This is a genomic window from Terriglobales bacterium (genome assembly GCA_035487355.1).
In the GTDB taxonomy this organism is placed as follows: domain Bacteria; phylum Acidobacteriota; class Terriglobia; order Terriglobales; family Acidobacteriaceae; genus QIAW01.
In genome coordinates this window covers 19,887-37,707 of record DATHMF010000009.1, presented here as the reverse complement: position 1 = coordinate 37,707, position 17,821 = coordinate 19,887, and the positions used below count along the sequence as shown (strand labels likewise).

10 protein-coding genes are annotated in these 17,821 nt (G+C 54.9%); 3 read left to right on the top strand and 7 right to left on the bottom strand.

Translation table 11 applies throughout. The annotated features are described in order from the left end of the window. Positions 1 to 35 precede the first annotated feature (35 nt). Positions 36 to 1,184, top strand: a complete 1,149-nt coding sequence (locus VK738_01985; protein ID HTD21392.1) for a substrate-binding domain-containing protein — start codon at positions 36 to 38, stop codon at positions 1,182 to 1,184. 43 nt (positions 1,185 to 1,227) lie between these two features. Here the strand turns inward: VK738_01985 and VK738_01980 are convergent, their stop codons facing one another. The 7 genes from VK738_01980 to VK738_01950 form a co-directional block, all read right to left on the bottom strand. Continuing rightward, positions 1,228 to 2,421: a TIM barrel protein gene (locus tag VK738_01980; protein HTD21391.1), complete on the bottom strand. Its 1,194-nt coding sequence runs from the start codon at positions 2,419 to 2,421 to the stop codon at positions 1,228 to 1,230. A 48-nt stretch (positions 2,422 to 2,469) separates the two neighbouring features. Next, on the bottom strand, positions 2,470 to 3,927 hold the full coding sequence (locus tag VK738_01975) for an FGGY-family carbohydrate kinase (GenBank protein HTD21390.1): 1,458 nt from the start codon (positions 3,925 to 3,927) through the stop codon (positions 2,470 to 2,472). 14 nt (positions 3,928 to 3,941) lie between these two features. After that, the gene (locus VK738_01970; GenBank protein HTD21389.1) at positions 3,942 to 6,149 is read right to left on the bottom strand and encodes a bifunctional rhamnulose-1-phosphate aldolase/short-chain dehydrogenase; all 2,208 of its coding nucleotides are present in this window, start codon (positions 6,147 to 6,149) and stop codon (positions 3,942 to 3,944) included. A gap of 77 nt (positions 6,150 to 6,226) precedes the next feature. After that, positions 6,227 to 8,320 carry a substrate-binding domain-containing protein gene (locus tag VK738_01965; protein HTD21388.1) on the bottom strand — a complete coding sequence of 698 codons (2,094 nt, stop codon included), beginning with the start codon at positions 8,318 to 8,320 and terminating at the stop codon, positions 6,227 to 6,229. Further along, on the bottom strand, positions 8,277 to 9,281 hold the full coding sequence (locus VK738_01960) for an ABC transporter permease (protein ID HTD21387.1): 1,005 nt from the start codon (positions 9,279 to 9,281) through the stop codon (positions 8,277 to 8,279). The genes VK738_01965 and VK738_01960 overlap by 44 nt, the downstream gene beginning before the upstream one ends. Next, positions 9,281 to 10,819, bottom strand: coding sequence for a sugar ABC transporter ATP-binding protein (locus tag VK738_01955; protein ID HTD21386.1), 1,539 nt, complete (start codon positions 10,817 to 10,819; stop codon positions 9,281 to 9,283). The genes VK738_01960 and VK738_01955 overlap by 1 nt, the downstream gene beginning before the upstream one ends. Positions 10,820 to 10,946: 127 nt before the next feature. After that, on the bottom strand, positions 10,947 to 13,916 hold the full coding sequence (locus VK738_01950) for a DUF4982 domain-containing protein (protein ID HTD21385.1): 2,970 nt from the start codon (positions 13,914 to 13,916) through the stop codon (positions 10,947 to 10,949). Positions 13,917 to 14,090: 174 nt separating this feature from the next. Here VK738_01950 and VK738_01945 point away from each other — a divergent pair, with 174 nt between their 5' ends. Beyond that, positions 14,091 to 15,377: a glycoside hydrolase family 28 protein gene (locus tag VK738_01945; GenBank protein ID HTD21384.1), complete on the top strand. Its 1,287-nt coding sequence runs from the start codon at positions 14,091 to 14,093 to the stop codon at positions 15,375 to 15,377. Further along, on the top strand, positions 15,374 to 17,812 hold the full coding sequence (locus VK738_01940; GenBank protein HTD21383.1) for a glycoside hydrolase family 2 TIM barrel-domain containing protein: 2,439 nt from the start codon (positions 15,374 to 15,376) through the stop codon (positions 17,810 to 17,812). Before VK738_01945 ends, VK738_01940 begins: the two co-directional genes overlap by 4 nt. Positions 17,813 to 17,821 lie beyond the last annotated feature (9 nt).

Genomic DNA, 17,821 nt, shown 5'->3' with positions numbered 1-17,821 from the left:
ACTGCGAAACGCGCTCGGGCATTCTTGGAGAGGAATTGCAAATAAAAAACGTGAATCCTTCAAATCACGATCGCTATATAGTTCAGTCGGTAATACACGCTTCGCAGGTTCTTGCCGCCTTTCACTACAAGGGCGAAGTGTTGCGATTGCGTGATGTTGTTGCCCGCACCGGGTTCAACAAGGGGCTGTGCTTCCGGCTTCTCTACACGCTGCACGCCTGCAACATCATCGAGAAAGTAGGTGTGAACGAATACCGGCTGGTATCTGATCTGCGTCCCGGCCGCCGCTACCGAATTGGGTATGCCGGGCATGGCCAGGATGCCTCGTTCCCGCGCGAGGTCGCTGCCAGCCTGGTTCGCGCTGCCGAAAGCGCACAGGTTGAATTGATCATGGTGAACAACCGCTATAACGCCAAGATTGCCCTGCGCAATGCTGATTACCTGCTTCGGGAAGCAGTTGATCTGGTGATTGAGTTCCAGGCAGATGAGGCAGTCGCGCCTGCGATTTCCAGAAAATATCTGGAGTGTAATATTCCCATCATCGCTATTGATATCCCACATCCCGGAGCAACTTATTTTGGCGCCAACAACTATGAAGCAGGCCTCCTGGGCGGACGACATCTGGGCCGCTGGGCTAGCAAGCATTGGCAAGGTGCAGCCGATGAGATTGTGCTGGTGGAAATCTCTCGTGCGGGTTCAGTACCGCAGGCACGAATTCGAGGCATGCTGACCGGCATTCATGAGGTGATGAGCGTCCCCGACTCCTGCCGCATCCTGCACATTGATGGCGACGGCCAGTTCGGGGTCAGCCAGGATCGCATGCGCAAACATCTTCGGCAATCGAAATCCAAGCGCATTCTTGTCGGTGCCGCCACCGACTCCAGCGCCCTGGGCGCGCTGCGCGCTTTTCAGGAGGCCGGACGCGCCTCCGAATGCGCCATCGTTGGCCACAACGCCGAACCCGAAGGTCGCGCAGAGTTACGTGAACTCAATACGCGTCTCATCGGTTCGATTGCTTATTTTCCGGAAAAATACGGCTCGAGCGTGATGCGGCTTGCTTTACAACTTCTGGACCACAAACTGACGCCGCCAGCCGTATTTATTCGGCACCAGTTGATTACTCCGGAAAACGTGGACCACATCTACCCCAACGACACACTCATGGGTTTAACTCCGCCCTCTTAGACGACGGGTCTCTTCAATTCTGCTGCAAAGAAACCCGAAACCCTTACACGTAGCTTACGGTCGCACCCAGATTGCGCTCCTTACGTTCGCGAGTAATACGTTCCAGGTAGCCACTCTCTTTGAAACTTTTGAGCGGATCTTCGGGCAACCCCTTGGCTTTTCTCCACTCACGGATTGCCGGGCGCACATCCTGCCAGAATGCGCCTCTAAGGGTCTCCTCGGCTTCCACCAAAGAGCAGTTTTTCTGGAACGCTGACAACCGCTCATGGTTTACAAGCGCTGCCTTTGCATAGAGCTCTTGCGCCGTGCACACCGTCTGAATCATCGCTTCAATCTTCCCTTTCAGATTGTGGCTTTGGTCCACCATGTAAGCAATATCTGCAGCGGCTTCGGTCTCCCACTGGTACATGAGAATCTCATGGAAAATCCGAAAGACTTGATAGGGGTCAATCGAACCTAGAGTCAGATCGTCATCGGCATAGCGCCGGTCGTTGAAGTGAAAGCCGCCAATCATCGTAAAGTGCAGCAGCCATGCCACGATCTGCTCGATATTCTGTGCCTGGTAATGGTGGCCGGTATCAACCAGCACGAGGGCCTGAGGACCAGCCGCCTTCGCCAACAGAAACGCCATGCCCCAATCGGCGATGTCGGTGTGATAGAAGGCTGGTTCAAAGGGCTTATATTCGATCAGCAAGCGTTGCCCAGGTTTGAGCGCAGAATGAACTTCTTTCAGTCCCTCTTCGAAGTATTCGATTCTCTTTCGCATGTTCTGCGTTCCCGGATAATTGGAACCATCCGCGAACCACGGAGAAATATCTCGGCAACCTAGAGCATCGGCGATGGAAATACATTCCAGGATGTGATCCAGCGCTTTGCGCCGAATCTCAGGATTTGGATTGCCGGCGGATCCGTACTTATATTCCTGGTCCTGGAAAACGTTCGGATTAATCGAACCTGGGCGGATGCCATATTTCTTGATCAGACCTTCAACCGCTCCAACGTCTTTTAATCCTCGGGGAAGGTCCCACTGCACGTGCAGTGCCAGAGTTGGGCAAGCACCCGTGACCGCATGCACCTGGGCAGCATCGCTGAACTTCTCTTCGATTGAAGTTGCCGCCGCTGACTGGATGAATTTCCCGAAACGGGTACCCGTATTGGCAAACCCCCACGATGGCAGTTCTACTTTCAGTTTATCGAGCGCTTGCCATACGACCGTTGCTGATTCATCTTTACTCATGGTGTCTCCAATCGAACACAGAAGCTTCAATCCAGCCGAGATTTCCGCTTATCGTGCTGCGCCTTCCAGAGAGCAGATTACAGGCTGTGCACCAAGCACTCCAGCCCATTGGGCGACCGATGAGTGTTTCACCCCGGCTGCAGTCATGTCGCCCCGAAGAGCAGCAAGCTGGATTGCAAAATTGCCAACCGTCGAACTCTCACTTGACCCAACCAGAACTTCCAGCCCGGTGCGCTCGGCTGTAAGTCGGTTCAAGTAATCATTTTTACTGCCACCACCCACGATATACAACCGGGTCATTTTCTTTTTGGTAGCGTCTGCAATGTCGTTCAATACGCTGGCGTAACGAAGGGCCAGGCTATGGAAAATGCTGTTGACCATGAGCGCTATGCCTTGGTCTCCCTCAGGAAAGGGTTGGTACCCGGCGTGTTGGCGCTGCGCATTGATTTTGTTGGGCATATCCCCGGATGAGAGCAAACCAGGAGCGTCCACATCGAAACAATAATCGGGCGCAGGCAGGGTCTCGCATTCTTTGATCAGCTCTGCAATGTCGCACTTCCATCCTCGAGATTCCCAATGTTGCAGGCACTGACGCAGGAGCCACATCCCATTTACATTTTTCAAAAAGCAGATCTTCCCGCCCGCGCCTCCCAGGTTCGTGAAGTTCTTAGAACGTGCCGCGTCATGCATACAGGGAGAATCGAGCAGCGTCCCAACCAGCGACCATGTCCCGGAACTGATGAATGCCCAGTCGTCGCCATCAGCAGAGATGCCCGCAATCGCAGATGCTGTGTCATGGCAAGCAGGGACAATAAGTTTCGTATTCTTGAATGCGGGCCGACCGGCTAATTTTCCCTCCATAGCTCCCACAACAGACCCGGTTGGCACGATTTCGGGAGCGGCAGAGAGGTCAAGCCCGGCAGCCTTAAAAATTTCCTCGCACCACTCATGTGTTCCAAGGCTTACCAATTGCGTGTGGGTTGCATTCGTGTACTCGGCAACGGGCTTGCCACCTAGTCGGTATGTGATGAATTCAGGCAAATTAAGCCACTTTGCGCTCTGGTCTGTCGCACTTGGCCCGTCTGCGTAGAGCTGGTACAGCGTGTTGAGAGAAAGCAACTGAATTCCTGTAAGTGCGTACAGTCGGTCTGGCAGAATGCGCTGACGGACTTCTTTCTCCGCTGCAATCGTTCGTTCGTCGCGATAGCAAAATGGATTACCAGCGATTTTCCCGTCTGGCATGAGACGAACGTAATCCACCGCCCAACCGTCCACACCGACCGCCGCGATTCCTTCTTCCGCAATGTTGGCGCAGAGCCGCAGTCCTTTCTCGACACCGAGCAAAATATTTTCCAAGTCCCATCGGAGTCCACCTCGCTCAGAGATCGGAGAGTTCGGGAATCTATGAACAAGCCGTATTTCTGGAATTCCGTTACTCCAGCGCAAGAGCGATACACGACAACTCTCAGCACCTAAATCAACGGCCACGTGGGCTTGTGTACTCATCTGCTCCCCCTCGGCTATCGAAGGAACGCCTCTGTAAGGCCACCGTCTACGGGAATCAGGTGGCCGGTCGTGCACCGCGATTGCGGTCCAGCAAGAAACAATATTGCCGCTGCGCAATCTTCCGGATCAATTGGCTGATGCGTCAGAGTTCGTTTGGCATAGAAGCCAGCCAGTAAATTACGGAGTTGATCGTAGGTAGCCGACGTCTCAAAGGGAATTCCATATTTCGTCAGCGAGGCTATCACGCGCTCTCGCGGAAACATGGTGGAACCCTTAACTACGGTTGCCGGACTGATCCCATTCACGCGCACCTTGGGCGCCAAAGAAATCGCCAATTCACGGACCAGATGGTTCACCGCGGCCTTGCTTACATCATAGGCTTCGCTGCCGCACTTCGGGACCACGGCGTTCGCTGAGCTGGTCAGCACGATACTCGCATCGAGGTTCTGCTCTTGAAAAACATATGCGGCTTCTTCAGCAAGCCGGTGATTGGCGGTAACGTTCAAATCGAGGGTCACGCCCCATTGAGCGTCTGAGATGCGCCCATCCGGCGACGCTGGAAATATCGCCGCTGTATTAATGAGAATATCTATGCCGCCATAGAACGCGATTGCCTCGCGCAAAGCTTTTCGGATCGCAACACGTTCCCGGATATCCATGGCAACAGCCATTGCACCTTCTTTGCCAATGCTCTTCTGCGCCTGCGAGGCAGCGTTACTCGCCGAATCTATGTCACGATCGGCAACCACGACATGTGCGCCGCGTTGCGCAGCAAGCTCGGCGACTGCTCGTCCGACTCCACTGCCACCGCCGACCACTACGAGTACGCGCCTGCTTAACTCCTTCTCCGGAGGCTGCCGGCGGATCTTCGCCTCTTCCAGTTGCCAGTACTCAATGCGAAACGCTTCCGATGGAGGCAACGCTACGTAGTTCGTATGCACGTTGAATGCACTCGTTTTCGCTGCAGGCGCGGCTTGCGGCAAGGTCTTGGGCACGCGTCCCGATTCCAGCGACGTCGCCCCTTCCATCACGTGAATTGCATTCGTATAAAACTCTCCGGTGATTCGCGCCTCGGTTTTGTTCTTCCCAAAACTGAACATGCCGATTCCCGGTATCAACACAACCGTGGGGCTCGCATCACGCATCTTGGGAGAGTCGGATCCAGCAAATGATTCGTAATATTGCTTGTATTCGTCACGATATTTTGTCAACGCTGCGTCAATGCTCTCCCGCAAGCCACCCAGGTTGCTGGTCGGCTCCCAGGAAACAAACAGCGGTCGAATCTTGGTCCGGATGAAGTGATCAGGGCAACTTGTCCCCAGGTGAGCAAGTTCCCCGGCATCCTGGGAGTTCACGAATTGCAGCACCTCTGGCAGATCATTGAAACTGCCGATCATCCGCTGGTTTTTGGAAACCCGGCCACGCACGAAAGGAAAAACATCGAGCGCTAGCTCATGATGGGTTTCCAAGGTTTTGCATCGGGTTCCACCGAATAGACCACTTCCCTTCTGCTCCACGTGCTCAAGAACGAATTGGCCCAACTGATCAATGATGGTGATCGTATTCAGGTAGCACTCGCGTTGCGTCTCACCCCAGGTGAACAGGCCATGCCCGCCCAGGACGATTCCAGTGCATTTCGGATTGGCCTCGACGGCCTTGCGCAGCATCATCGCCAGTTCGAACCCGGGACGCTGCCATGGCACCCATACCAGTTTTTGTTTGAAGCGGCGGTTGAATTCCTGCATTTTTTCCAATCCATTGGCCGCGGCTGCCAGCGCAATACCCCAATCAGGGTGCAGGTGGTCAATGTGCTCATACGGCAGGAACCCATGAAGCGGCGTATCAATAGAAGCAGCAACTGTATTGTTCCCAAATGCGCACAGCGGATACATCTCTACCATCTCATCTTCGAAATCTACACCGCGATAGCGGTCTGCCAGTGCGTGCAGCTTGCCAAGATACAGCGTCGCGAACCCTTTTCTGTGAATACTGCCAATGTCGCCACCGCTTCCCTTGATCCACAGCACCGTCTGCTTTGAGCCGTCAATAGGGTCGGCGTCAGTAATTTTTGAACTCGTGTTTCCCCCACCGAAGTTCGTGATGCGTAAATCTGAACCCAGCACATTCGAGCGGTAGCGAAGAAGGTCGGGAGCGTCAAGCGAGCGCGCAATCTGGTCATCCCAGCGATCTTCGAGATAGCGAAGCTTTTCTTGGACCTTCATAAACACCATCCTGCAACGAGAGCAAAAAATAAAATTAAGCGAAATAAAATTATGTATACACGAACTCACGCACATTCTCAAAAATTGAAGTTGTCAATGTTATTTTTATCGAACACAAATGGCGCGCCCAAGCGGACCTCATCGCCAACAACGTCAATTTTCCCGAGCCTTCCGGCTTTGATTCCGGTGTCGCCGCGCTTGAGCTCTCCCAAGCTCAGCGCGTTGGAGGCATAGACGGTCAGATAACCCAGATCAACCGTGTTCCACAAAATAATGCTCTTGATGGTGCCATCTTTGACGTAGGGCTTGCACATTGTGGGCAGTGACAGGCCGGTGACTTTGACGTCCGAGCGGCCCGATTGCTTCACTGCCTCGGCAGCTCCGGGGACCGCCGGCGCCGCAATCGCCATGATCACTTTCACCTGAGGATAGACCTTGAGCAGGGTTTGCGTCTCGGCAAACGCGCGGTCGCGATCGCCGTCACTGGGCTGGATGGCAACGAGCTTGACCTGAGGATACTTCTCCGCCAGCCGCTGCCTGATGTATTTGATCCACTCGTTCTGATTCGCTGCGCTCAGGCTAGCCGTGACGATTGCGAAGTCTCCCTTGCTGTTGAGAATTCCCGCGGCTTCGTCGGTCAGCGCGTAGCCGATGCCTTGCGGAGTCGCCTGATTGATCAGGAAATCGCGTGCATCCGGCTCGGCATCTGCATCCCATGTGATAACGCGGATGCCCTTGGCCCGGGCTTTGCGCAACACCGTCGAAATTGCGGCTTTGTTCTCGACACTGACCGCAATCACATCCACGCCGCGAGTGATCCATGATTCCACAACTTCGTTCTGCTTTGCCGGGTCGAGATCGGTCGGGCCATCCCACAGCAAATCAACGCCCAGCTCTTTGGCAGCCTCCTCAGCGCCCTGGCGGCAACTGATGAAATACGGATCACCCTTCGCTTTGGGCATCATAGCAATCTGGGTTCTGTGTGCTCGTGGAGTGCTTCCTGTTCCTGAAGCGGCGGACTCACTCTTGTGTCCATCTATGAGCTCCTGCCGCAACGAGTGCACGAGCAGCCAATTACTTCCTGCCACAATCAAGGCTCCGGCCAGAATCGCGGCAGTCAAGACCCCAACCTGCCAGTTCTTCATCTCTATCTCCTCTGAAGTAGTTTGTGCCGTCCGTCTGTCACTGGTAGAGAAACGCTTCAACCCAACCGTGGCCAGCAACAGCACACCCGTTAGGATGCCAGTCAGCTCCGCCGGTCCGCCGCTCATGCGCAATCCATTTTCCAGGATCACGATGGCATACAGACCCAACACCGTGCCGAGTACCGTGCCCCGGCCTCCTGTGATGGAAGCGCCGCCCAGCACAACTGCGGCGATCGCAATTAATTCGTATCCTGTTCCTGCATCGGATTTCGCTTGCCCGAGATGCGCCACGTAGATGATTGCCGCCAGGCTTGATGCCAGCCCTGATAACAGATATACAACGCTCAGGCGGCGGGCAACCGGCACTCCGGCATAACGCGTTCCTTCCACAGAGTACCCGATTGCATAAAGCGTACGGCCAAATGCCGTGCGATGCATGCACCAGACAGTCACTGCAACTGCCACCAGCAAGATCGACAACTGTGCCGGAACCACACTTCCAATATAACCCTGGCCCCAAAAAAGGAAGCCTGGCGGAAAACCCGAGTAGTTCTCAATGCCACGCGTCAGCCCTTCTGCCATACCGCGAAACAGCGAGAATGTACCCAGGGTCACAATCAGCGGAGGCAGCTTCAAACGGGCGATCAAGAGTGCATTCAATCCCCCGCCTGCCAGACCAACCAGCAGCGCAGCACCTGCAGCCACGGGCACTGGCAGGTGCGCGTCGCGCCACAAGCTTCCGAAGACCACTGCTGCCAGCCCCATCATGGAGCCTACCGAGAGATCAATACCGCCGGAGATAATCACCGGTGTGAGTGCCAGGGCAAGCAGTCCAATCTCCACGCTCGACCGGAGCACCTCGAATGCGTTGACCGAGCTGAGAAAATTGTTTCCCGTCAGGCTGAAGACGGCGCACTCAAAGAGCACGACCAGCAACAAAGTCCATTCGTAGTTCGGAAACAGCCGTTCCCGCCACGGCTCTCTAGTCTTGATGGAGGGCCGTGCAGAAGAAATTGAATCTGCCATGTTTCAGTTGTCCCAGCGTAGCATCAGAAACCGCTGCCGCCAGAATGATTGCTCCTTGAATCGCTTTTTCCCAAAATGGATTGATCCCGGCAAACGTCAGCGCGTTACCAATCGTGCCCAGCAGCGCTACACCGATGAAAGTTCCGAGCAGCGTACCGCGTCCACCACTGATCGCAGTCCCGCCGACTACAACCGCAGCGATTACCTTTAACTCCAGGCCAACACCTGCGTTGCTCGGCACCGCTGAAAAGCGCACCGCATTCAGAATTGCGGCCAGCCCCGTAAGCACACCCATCAGGATGAACACGCTGAAGACCGCGCGTTTCGGGCTGATGCCCGCCAACCGCGCTGCCTCTGTGTCAGAACCAACAGCGTACACCGCACGGCCGGCCACCAGATGACGCAGCCCCCAGGCAAAAATCAAGAACACGGCGAACGCAATCGCCACAATCAATGCTTCGCCAGTCTTCTGGCCAAGGCCAAACCATTGAAAATTATCCGGCAAGTCCTGAACCCAGGCGCCTTGTGTGATCCACTGCGATGAGTTGCGCCACACTGCCATGGTTGCCAGCGTCACGATGATCGAAGGTAACTGCAATCGCGCCACCAAAACACCATTCAGACTACCGATGATCGCACCCACAACAAGAACGCACGGTATCAGCAGGATGATCGGTACTCCAGCCTTCGCCAGCCATGCTGCCGTCAGACTGCATACCGCAAATTGCGAGCCAACTGAAATGTCAATCTCCGCCACCAGGATTACCAGGGTCATTCCAACTGCAACCACCAGTACGGGAATGTTGTTCATGATGAGATCGCGCCAGTTCGCAGCGCTGAAGAACGAAGGCGCAACCAAAGCGGCCACAGCCAGCAACGCGGCGTAGGCGAGCATGACCGCAAGCTCTCGGCGGTAACGGTTGAGGTAGAAACTCAGACGGCGTTGTTTGTGTTGGCTCATTACAGAACGCTGCCATCTGCCGCAGGTGTCATTGCTTCTCCGGCTCCATGCCCGAGCGCCAGCCCAAGAATTTTTTGTTGCGTAGCTTCATCGCGCTCCAGAATCCCGGCGATCACGCCGGCGCACATCACGGCAACCCGATCGCACATTCCAAGTATTTCCGGCAGCTCCGAAGAGATCATGAGGATGGCCATACCTTGAGCCGCAAGCTCGCCCATCAATGCGTGGATTTCCGACTTGGCGCCCACGTCTATGCCCTGGGTCGGCTCATCCAGGATTAACACTGCAGGCTTGGTTGCCAGCCACCTGCTCAGCACGACTTTTTGCTGGTTGCCGCCGGAGAGTGTCGCCACCGGAGCGAAAATTGCCGGCGTCTTGATGGCGAAGCGTCGCACGTAATCAATCGCTGTCTCTCTTTCGCTTTGAAAGTTGATGGCGCCTCGACGCACGAGTGCGTTGAGAGAAGCCAGCGTAATATTCGTGCTGATGGACATCTGAGGAATCACGCCGTGATGGCGCCGGTCTTCGGGCAGGTAAGCAATACCATGCCTGATCGCTTCTTCTGGAGTACGAACGCTGACGGCTTTGCCGTGTACCAGAATCTCTCCAGACTCCGCTGGCGTTAAACCGAAAATAGTTTTGGCCAGTCCGGTCCGCCCGGCGCCCACCAGTCCGGCAAATCCCACGATTTCACCTGCTCGAATTGAAAGATTCACTCCTGCGCCGCCCGTACTCGGGCGCTTGAACTGGCGAAGTTCCAAAACCGTTGCTCCAAGCGGGACGGTTTTTTTTGGGAAAACCGCGGAGAGCTCCCTCCCAACCATGAAATGAATCAACTCCTGACGGCTCACCTCAGACATGGAGCGCGTGGTGATGACCGAACCATCACGCAGCACTGTTACCCGATCGGCAATGACTGCCAGTTCATCCAGACGATGAGAAATGTAAATGATCCCCACACCCTGGGTACGCAACTCTTGCAAAATGCGGAAAAGACTTTCAGTATTTTTTTCGGAAAGGCATGCAGTTGGCTCATCCAGGATCAGGACTTTGGCATTGGCGCCGAGTGCCCGCGCGATTTCCATGAGCTGTTGCTGAGGCATGGTCAGTTCACTCGCCTCAGCATCGGGATCAATCTTCGCGCTGATCCGCTCCAGCAACTCGGAAGCGCGCCGGCGGCGGGTTTTCCAGTCCACCGTCCTCCAGAATTCCGTTTTTTCAAGGCCCAGTGCGATGTTCTCTGCGACCGTGAGGCCGGGAAAAACGCTTGGTTGCTGGTAGATGACTGCGATCCCTAATGATTTTGCAAGATTGGGCGAATTGTGCGTGATGGTCTTGCCGTTCACTTTGATCTGGCCGCAATCCGCCTGCACCGCGCCCGTGATGATCTTGATGAGCGTGGATTTGCCCGCTCCATTTTCACCCACCAGCGCATGCACCTCGCCTGCGCGAAGTTCAAAGGAAACGCCTTTGAGCGCACAAACCCCGTCGTAAGATTTTGTAATGTTGCTGGCGTGAAGCAAGCCGTTGTTACTCATGATTCGTATGTGACTTCTGATGTTCCTTTAGATGCAAACCAGCTTGTCTCTCACAAATGGGTTGCGGCTGTATCGTATGAGCTTTTTCGGTTAGCGGTCAAGTTTGTTAACTGAACAGCTTCAAAGTTCAATTGCCTCGAGGAGTTTGTGCCTGATGAATCTCCACCTCGACGATGCTCAGTGTTCCGTTGCTGGTGAGGCCCACGCCGGTAGCCGCGCCCTCCTTGGTATCCGCCAACTCGGTCAGATTGATTCCGCCTTGGCCCTGCGCGGGCGCGGTCAACTGGATGCGCATGTGTGTTCCCGTAACGGGTTTCAGCGGCAGGTGCACATATCCCAGGCTGACCGGCGTCGTACCCGCAAATACTTCTTTTCCGTTAACCGTAATGCGAATCGGATAGCACCGGTTGCGCCAGCTCATGAGTTTCATCACAACTTCGTCGGGCATCGCCGGATGATCAAACGCGTATTCGATCCATGCCGTATCCAACTTGCCATCGTTCTCCCAGTGAGTGGTTTCGTTGTCGTCGAAACTCCGAATGGCTTGTTCAGAGTTCGCGCCCGCGGTTGTTGAAGCGATGTGCACCATGGCACTCGACATCTGATACGAAGGACCAGCCGGGGTAGGGCCGCGCAGCAGATAGGTGTGCAAACCTGCGTCCCGCTGTTCGAGTGAGAGGCCTCCGGTCACCTGCACCGGCTGAGAAATAATCTCGGCCGAAGCCGGTCGAAGTCCATCGGATTTGGCAGTGAGCGTTATTTTTCCTGCTTGTGGCCCAGCCCTGAGGATCACACGATTTATGCCGCCCTCCACCGGCAGGTCTTTGGAGAGGATATAGTTTTCCGGTCCCTGCGCAATTCCACCGCGCCACTCCGCCGGCCCTTGAAGATCAAAATGAATCATGTTGAGGACCGTTGGGCAGCGATTGCCGTCTACATCCACAGCTTCAACATCCACCAAGGCCAGGTCGGAGCCGTTGGCCAGCAAACCCTGAGGTCCGGTATGTATTCTCAGGCGAATTGCCACAGGCGTACCTGTGGACTTCAACTCGGCTTCGGCGATCTTCTTACCGCTCGCATCATAGCCCACTGCTTTCACCGTGCCCTGCTGCCACTTGATATTGGAAAATGTGTAAAGAAATCGGTAGCTTTGCTCCCCGAACCCTTTTGATTCGCCATTGACGAACAATTCAACCTTCTCGGCGCTCGAAACCACATACACGTTCTTCTCCGCGCCGGGCGCATAATCCCAGTGCCCGATGATGTGTATCCGCGGCTCTTCGACATTCACCCAGCCATCCCACATCACCTGGTTGGCAAAATAGCCGTCTTTAGGAATGCGCATGGCATCCACTTCTCCACTGCGCCGGTAATTTTCCTCACCGCGAAAATGGGTGTTGGAATCGGAAAAGATGATGTTCACACCTCCGGCGTTCGTCCGCTCTCCCGTTCCCGGACGCTCACGCCAATAGTCGTACCAGCGCCGCACATCTTCGATGGCATGCGAATCTTGGTTCCGATTGTAATCCGGGCTGTCTTTGTGAAACGGAGGAGTGAAATCATCCCAGTATTTGCGCAGACCTTCATCGCGCGAGTATTCCATCGCCCACAGCGGCTTGGTAAGGCTCTTGTTGATGTAGAGCATTTCGCCGCCGTACTCGGCTACCTTGCTGTCGAGCATCTCGCGCGCACCTGCTGCCCGGCCGCCATGCGGATCAAACTGGTCGCGAAGCGCCTTCATCTGTCGCATGTGTTCCTCGGAAACGCCTTTGTTGCCCGATTCGTAGAACAGGATGCTGGGATTATTGCGGTTGTAGATGATGGTGTCGCGCATCAACTCCACGCGCATCTCCCAGTGCCGTCCGGTCGCGTCTCGTTCGGCGTCGCCTGCAGGCATCGCTTCCATCAATCCCACGCGGTCGCACGACTCCACGTCCTGCTTCCACGGGGTCACATGCATCCAGCGAATCAGGTTGCCGTTGCCTTCGACAATCAGACGATTGCTGAAGTCGCTCATCCACGCCGGCACGGAAAGCCCCACGGCCGGCCATTCGTTGGTAGTCCGCTGTGCATACCCTTTCAGATGGATCACGCGATCGTTCAACTTGACCATTCCGTTCGAAAATTCGGTCTTGCGAAAACCGGTGCGTATGGCCACATCATCAACCGCATGACCATCAACCTTGAGAACACTGTGGACCGTGTAAAGATAGCCGTACCCCCAACTCCAAAAGTGCAGCCCGCTCACTTTCGCCGAAGCCGTCAGGGTTTTCGTTTTGTCGGGCGCCAGCGTGTAGCTTCCTCCCGAAAAGGCCGCAACCGTCTTACCGTCCAGGTCCTCGAGCCTTATCTCGTACGTGAATTTCTTAGCAACGGAGTACTCATTCTTCACCTGCGATTCCGCCGTGATCCGCGCACTCCCACCCTTAATGTCGAAATCCTGCGCGTAGACATACACGCCCGTGGTGCCAAGCGTGGAATAAAGCGGCAGCGTCTGATACAAGCGGTCAGTCATGTGCAGGTAGACGCTCTTATTGATGCCGCCGTAGTTAGCGTAAAAGTTTCTGTCTGCCCACTCAAACGTCGAGTTGGATGCTTTTTCGCGATATGTCCAGGAGTTGTCAACGCGCGCCGTCAGAACATTTTCTTCGGGTGCGGGTTTCGCGGCATCGGTAATGTCGAAGCCAAAAGCCATGACGCCGTTCTCATGCCGCCCGATGAATTTGCCGTTGAGGTAGAACTCGCCCGCGTGACGAATGCCCTCAAACTCCAAAAAGATTTTCTGGTTCGCACTCCCGGGAGGAAGCGTGAAATGCTTGCGGTACCACGCAATACCCACCGGCAGATCGTGGATGCTCTTGCGAAACGCGTCATCTTCGTTCCACGCGTAGGGCGTCGAGACAGTCTTCCACGAGCTATCATCGAAGTCTGCCTTTTCAGCGCCGTCTAAGTCACCAGCCTTAACTTTCCAGTTCGGATTGAAATTGTATTTGGTCCTTTCTGCCGCGTCGGCGACAGTGACAAATGCCAGAAATACCAAACAGACTGCGGCTAGAAATTTCTTAAAGCGAATACCGACGACGCGCGATTGCGACATGCGCCCCATCTTATCCTGCAGCGAAGAAGTTTGAAAATCGGCAACGATGTAATTTCGCCCTGCGAAAAATATCACTCTGCCTTGATCATTCACTGTCTGCGCAGATAACATACGCGGGACAAAATTGCGAAGGTACCCGGTGTTGAGAAATAACACGCCAATTTGTGAGCGACAATGAAGAAAACCGTGATGACCGCTTTTTTAGTTTTGCTACTAACGGCAGGGTTCACTGCTACAGCCGCTGCCACGAACCACAAGAAAGCTTATGTCATCACCGACTTTGGCGCAGTTGGCGATGGTCGCACACTCAACACCAACGCGATCCAAACTGCAATTGATCGCTGCGCGGCCGCAGGTGGCGGAGTCGTGATAATACCAGTGGGCACATTCCTGAGCGGAGCGATATTCCTCAAACAAGGTGCTGATCTTTTTATTGAAAAAGACGGTGTGCTGAAAGGTTCCACGGACCTGAACGACTATCCGCTGGTCAACACTCGCTGGGAAGGAGTCGAGCGTGAATGGCCGGCGGCCCTGGTCAACGCCACCAATCTGACCGGCGTCGAACTTTCCGGCGAAGGGACGATCGATGGCTCGGGAGACCAATGGCTGCAACTTGTCCAGCCACATCAGGGCCCGGTGTCACCGGAAGATCCAAGCAGAAGGCGCCCACGACTGATTTGCTTTCAGGAAAGCCGCCGAGTGCGCATCAAGGGGCTGCACTTGCTAAACCAGGCGATCTGGTGCCTGCACGTCCTCTACAGCGAGGATGTAGTTGTGGAAGACCTCAACATTCGTGCTGCGCACAATATCCCCAGCTCAGATGGCATTGACGTGGATTCCAGCCGTCACGTTCGCATCCGCCGCTGCGACATTGACGTCAACGATGACGATATTTCCATCAAGTCGGGCAAAGATGCCGACGGGCTGCGGGTCAACCGGCCTAGCGAAGATATCGTGATCGAGAAATGCCGCTTCGCCTACGGACACGGCGGGGTCGCCATGGGAAGCGAAACTTCCGGTGGCATACGCAACGTTGAAGTACGTGATTCCATCGCCGAAGCGGACAACTGGGCCGTCGTCCGCTTTAAAACCCAGCCTAATCGTGGCGGCATCGTGGAAAACATTGTCTTCCGCAACATTCAGATGCGTGATGTGCGCCAGGCGTTTGAATTCAACATGGAGTGGCGAATGGTCCCACCCATCGCTCCACCGGCGAAGCCCTTGCCTGTATTCCGCAACATAACCCTCATCAACGTTACTGGCACAGCTAAGTCTGCAGGCGTGATCCGCGGTTTGAAAGATAGCCCGATTCAAAACATCAAGTTCAAGAATTGCAATGTGTCAGCAGAAAAAGGTCTGGTGATTGAACACGCCGAAAAACTCGACATCTCCGGGTTAAAGCTGACAGTTAAGCAGGGGGAACCCGTTATCAATCGAGATGCTCTTGGGGACAAACAATGAAGCGGCACCTTCATACACAACTCGCCATTTGTGCAGTATTTCAGATCTGGATTGCAGTTTCACTCGCTGTGGTTTCGGCGAGTGCTGTTCCGTCGGCCCAGCATTCAGAGCGAGTGCGTGTCAGCAACTCGTTCGACAGCGATTGGCGTTTCAGCAAGGGTGATTCTGCAGACGCGGAAACAAATCAATTTGATGATGCCGCATGGCACACTCTGAATGTTCCCCATGACTGGAGCATTGAAGGCCCCTTCGACGGTGCCAACCCTGCTGGCGCCGCTGGTGGTTTCCTGCCCGCTGGCATCGGCTGGTATCGCAAGCATTTCGCCCTGCCATCAGATTACTCTGATCGCCGCGTGTTTATTGATTTCGATGGTGTCATGGCGAACAGCGACGTCTGGATCAACGGCTTCCATCTCGGTAAGCGGCCCTATGGATACGTCAGCTTTCGCTATGAACTTACCGGGCACCTTAATTTCGGTGGCACCCAAAGCAACCTGATCGCTGTGCGGGCCGATAACTCAGGCCAACCCGCCTCTCGCTGGTACAGCGGCGCGGGCATTTACCGCCACGTTCGCATGGTGGTAACCAACCAAGTCCATTTCGAACATTACGGAACATTCATCACCACGCCCAATGTTACTGCCGGCCAAGCGACGGTACGCGTGCAGAGTAGTGTTGTCAATCAATCGGACACGCCACAGAACGTAACACTCGAAATCACTTTACTCGGTCCTGATCAGAGGCCGGTGCAAACCGTTAAAAGTAAATCGCAAACCATTGCGCCGGGCAAACCCGCCGACTTTCAGCAGGAGATCACCGTGCGTGCTCCATCGCTTTGGGATATCGAGCACCCGCATCTCTATCGCGCAATCGTTCGTCTGCGTTCCGGAGATGTCACTTTTGACGACGAAGACGTCACGTTTGGTATTCGTGATTTTCACTTCGATGCCGCAACCGGCTTCTGGCTCAACGGACGCAACCTGAAAATCAAAGGCGTTTGCCTGCACCACGATGCCAGCGCGCTGGGCGCGGCAGTACCTTTGCGTGCCTGGGAGCGCCGGCTGGAATTATTGAAACAACTGGGTGTGAATGCGATTCGCGCCGCGCACAATCCGCCAGCACCTGAATTTCTTGACTTGGCCGACCGCATGGGATTCCTGGTGATGGATGAAATGTTCGACGCCTGGACTGTCGCTAAGAATCCTTACGACTACCATCTCTACTTTCAAGACTGGTCCCTTCGCGATGCCGGCGACACCGTGCAGAGAGACCGCAATCATCCCAGCATCGTGATTTACAGTGTGGGCAATGAAATTCGTGATACCACAAATGCCGAATCTGCCAAACAGACGCTCAGTTCACTGGTCGCAGTGTGCCATAAGTTCGATCCTACGCGGCCAGTTACGCAAGCGCTCTTTCGGCCCAACGTAAGTCATGACTACGATAATGGCTTGGCTGACCTGCTCGATGTTGTCGGCCAGAACTATCGTGAGAACGAAATTCTCGCCGCTCATCAGGCCAAGCCGAGCCGTACAATTCTGGGCACTGAAAATGGCCACGATTACAAAGCCTGGCTGGCGTTGCGTGACAATCCTCCATATGCCGGCCAGTTCCTCTGGACCGGTGTTGATTACCTGGGTGAGGCGCATGTATGGCCTACCGTCGCTGCCGGAGCCGGATTGCTGGACCGCACCGGTACGCCACGCCCGCTTGCCTTCCAGAGACAAAGTTGGTGGAGCGAAAAACCGACGGTGTACATCACCCGGCGTGTGCATCCAATCAAGGTTGCACCGGCAGATGCTGGCAACGAAGCTTGGATGCAACGGCGTGTACAAGTATTGTTCCCTGATTGGACGCCGCAAACCAATACTGGGCGCGACCATGAAGAAGACGTTGAGGTATACAGCAACTGTGACAAAGTCGAGCTTTTCCTAAATGGGAAATCCCTGGGCTCGCAACCGCGTCCTTCCGATGACACACCACGTACCTGGACTGTCCCATTTGCACCAGGAACACTTAAAGCGGTGGGAACAAACCGCGGCAAAATCGCCGCTACTCACGAACTCCAGACTGCTGGCAAACCAGCAAAACTTTTGCTCACTACCGATCGCGAGAAAATTGTCGCTTCTTGGGATGATGTTTCTTACATTACAGCCACAATCGTAGATGAAAACGGAGTCCTGGTGCCCGATGCCGGTAATCTGATCAGCTTCAAAACCTCCGGCCCGGGAACAATTGTGGCCGTAGACAGCGGAGATAATGCCAGTCACGAGCCGTTCCAGGCTACTGAACGTCACGCCTTCCAGGGGCGGTGCTTTGCCATTCTCAGGGCAAGCGGTTCCTCCGGCCCGATTGTTATCAATGCTTCGGCGCCCGGTCTTGCTAATGGCACGCTCACAATACAGACCGTTCCACAAGCTACTGGCAATGAATAACGAAGCTTT

Bases quoted from the DNA above. Each gene is read 5' to 3' on its own strand.
- VK738_01980 (HTD21391.1), bottom strand. From the start codon at position 2,421: ATGAGTAAAGATGAATCAGCAACGGTCGTATGGCAAGCGCTCGATAAA.
- VK738_01975 (HTD21390.1), bottom strand. From the start codon at position 3,927: ATGAGTACACAAGCCCACGTGGCCGTTGATTTAGGTGCTGAGAGTTGT.
- VK738_01970 (HTD21389.1), bottom strand. From the start codon at position 6,149: ATGAAGGTCCAAGAAAAGCTTCGCTATCTCGAAGATCGCTGGGATGAC.
- VK738_01965 (HTD21388.1), bottom strand. From the start codon at position 8,320: ATGGCAGATTCAATTTCTTCTGCACGGCCCTCCATCAAGACTAGAGAG.
- VK738_01960 (HTD21387.1), bottom strand. From the start codon at position 9,281: ATGAGCCAACACAAACAACGCCGTCTGAGTTTCTACCTCAACCGTTAC.
- VK738_01955 (HTD21386.1), bottom strand. From the start codon at position 10,819: ATGAGTAACAACGGCTTGCTTCACGCCAGCAACATTACAAAATCTTAC.
- VK738_01950 (HTD21385.1), bottom strand. From the start codon at position 13,916: ATGTCGCAATCGCGCGTCGTCGGTATTCGCTTTAAGAAATTTCTAGCC.
- VK738_01945 (HTD21384.1), top strand. From the start codon at position 14,091: ATGAAGAAAACCGTGATGACCGCTTTTTTAGTTTTGCTACTAACGGCA.
- VK738_01940 (HTD21383.1), top strand. From the start codon at position 15,374: ATGAAGCGGCACCTTCATACACAACTCGCCATTTGTGCAGTATTTCAG.